The 2,842-nt window shown below is 69.1% G+C and carries 1 protein-coding gene; it reads right to left on the bottom strand.

Translation table 11 applies throughout. The features are described 5' to 3' along the window. Window positions 1-2,842, bottom strand: a 2,842-nt coding sequence (locus ACFZDE_RS38600; RefSeq protein WP_391214898.1) for a condensation domain-containing protein, incomplete at both ends; no start/stop codon positions are given.

Below are 2,842 nucleotides of genomic sequence, written 5' to 3'. Positions count from 1 at the left end.
AGGTGGTGGGTGGTGATGTCCTGGTAGGTGACGTGGACGGTGGTTTCGGTGATGCCGTACATGTTGACCAGGCGGGTGGTGGGGGTGTCGTAGTGCTCGAACCAGGTCCGTACGTGCTTGGGTTCGAGGGCTTCACCACCGAAGATCACCCAGCGGAGATCCGGCAGAGCGGGTGCGGAGGACTGTGCGGCCTGCTCGACCAGTTCGCGGAACATGGACGGCGTCTGGTCGAGGACGGTGACGCGCTCGTCGCGGAGCAGGCTCCACATGGCGTCGGGGTTGCGTGCTGTGTCGTGGGGGACGATGACGGCTCGGCCGCCGGTCATGAGGGCGCCCCACAGTTCCCAGACGGAGAAGTCGAAGGCGTAGGAGTGGAACACCGTCCACACGTCGTCCGGCCTGAACCCGTAGAGATCCTGGGAGTTGGCCATCAGGTGCAGGACGTTGTGGTGCTCGACGGCGACGCCCTTGGGCCGGCCGGTCGATCCGGAGGTGTAGATCACGTACGCCAGGTCGCTCGCGGAGACCGCCGTTGCCGGAGCCGTGGCAGGCCGAGTGGCGATGATCTCCCGCTCGGCGTCGATGTCGACGATGTGGATGTCGTCGGTGGGCAGGTTGCCGTTGAGTCCGCGGTGGGTGACCAGGATCGTGGCTTGGGAGTCTTGGAGCATGTAGGCGAGTCGGTCGGCCGGGTAGGCGGGGTCCAGGGGGACGTAGGCCGCGCCGGATTTGAGGATGCCGAGCAGGCCGACGGCCATCTGGGTGCCGCGTTCGACGGACAGGGCGATCAGGTGTCCTGGTCCGGCTCCCAGGGAGATGAGGTGGTGGGCGAGGCGGTTGGCGGCCTGGTCCAGTTCGCGGTAGGTCATGTGCTCGCCGGCGCAGGAGACGGCAACGGCGTTCGGTGTGGCCTTCGCGCGTGCGGTGACGTGGTCGTGAATGGTGCCGTCCCAGGGCGCGACGCCGGGGGTCACCGCCCAGTCGTGCAGCAGCCGTTCCCGCTCACCCGGGGCGAGCATCGGCAACGCGGAAACCGCCCGGCCGGGGTCGGCGACGGCGGCGGCGAGCAGGGTGTTCAGATGCTCCCCGAAGCGTGCGACGGTCGGTGCGTCGAAGAGATCGGTGCTGTACTCGACCAGCGCCCGCAGCCGTCCCTCGTACTCCTGGAATTCGACGGTCAGGTCGAACAGCGCGGAGTCCCGTTCCAGCGGGTAGTCGTCGACGTCGACATCGCCGAGGCGCAGCTGCCCGCCGGGAGCGTTCTGCAGGACCACCATGGCCTGTACGAGCGGTGTGCGGCTCGTGTCCCGCTCCGGTTGCACGGCTTCCACCAGGCGCTCGAACGGCACGTCCGCGTGGGCGAACGCGTCGAGGACCGTCTCCCGGGCCTGCCCGAGCAGAGCACTGAACGAAGCGTCCGGGTCGATGTGTGAGCGCAGTACGACCGTGTTGACCAGGAAGCCGACCAACTGCTCCAGACCGGCGCCGTCCCTGCCTGCCGATGCCGTGCCGACGGCGATGTCCCGCTGCCCGGTGTAGCGGGCGAAGACCGCCTTGACGGCCGCCGTCAGCGCCATGAAGAGCGTCGCGCCCTGTGCACCGGCCAGCTTCTTGAGCCCGTCGAGCGTTTCGGCGGGCAGGTCGAAGCCGTACACCGCGCCGGTGGAGGAGCGTACGGGGGGTCGTGGCCGGTCGGTGGGGAGGTCGAGGGGGGTGATGCCGTGGAGTTGTTCGCGCCACCAGTGGAGGTGTTCGTCGAGCAGGCCGTCGTCTTCGAGGCGGGTGCGTTGCCATGCGGCGAAGTCGGGGTATTGGACGGTGACTTCGGGGAGGCTGGGTCGGCGGTTGTGGGTGTGGGCGGTGTACAGCTCGGTCAGTTCGCGGGTGACGATGCCCATGGACCAGCCGTCCGTGACGATGTGGTGCATGCCGAGGACGCAGATGTGTTCGTCGGCGGCGAGGCGTACCAGGAGCACGCGGACGAGCGGGCCGTTGCGCAGGTCGTACGGGCGGTCCAGCTCCTCCTGCGCCAGTGAGCGCAGCCGCTGTTCGGTGGCCGCCTCCTCGACGCGCCACTCCGGCTCCAGAACCGGGTGGACGATCTGCACACCGCGGCCGTCGGCCACCTCGAACGTCGTCCGCAGCGCCTCGTGACGGGCCACGAGGTCACCGACCGCCGCGCGGAGCGCGGCCGGGTCGAGGGCGCCGGTCAGACGCAGCCCGACGGCCGAGTGATATGCGGTACCACCCTCGTTGAAGTCCTCCAGGAACCACAGCCGCTGCTGTCCGAAGGACATCGGCAGCAGCTCGTCACGCGGCACCACCGGGATTGCTGTCGCCTCCTCCGCCGGCTGCGCCGCCTCCGGGGCGACAGCGGCCGCGAGCTGCGCAACCGTCGGCGCCTCGAAGAGCAGTCGCGGCGACAGTCCTCCCCCGAGCGCCTGTCGGGCGTGGGAGATGACCTGGATGGAGAGGATGGAGTCGCCGCCGAGCTCGAAGAAGTTGTCGTGGATGCCGACCTTCTCCACGCCGAGGGTGTCGGCCCAGATGGCGGCGAGGGCTTCTTCGGTGGGGTTGCGTGGGGCGGTGTAGGTGGCGCCGGGTTCTTCGGCTCGTGTGCTGCCGGGGTGGGGGAGTGCGCGGCGGTCGACTTTGCCGCTGGGGGTGAGGGGGAGCTTGTCGAGGGGGACGAAGGTGGCCGGGATCATGTAGTCCGGCAGGCTCTTGCCCAGGTGGGTGCGGAGTTCGGTGGTCGGTAGGTCGGTGGTGGTGACGGTGTAGGCGGTGAGTCGGCGGTGGCCGTCGGTGTTTTCGTGGGTGGTGACGACGGCTTCGTGGATGT

It is taken from the genome of Streptomyces sp. NPDC007929, from assembly GCF_042959065.1.
Lineage (GTDB): Bacteria > Actinomycetota > Actinomycetes > Streptomycetales > Streptomycetaceae > Streptomyces.
Note: the sequence above shows the minus strand (reverse complement) of the source record. Positions and strands in the feature narration are given on the sequence as shown.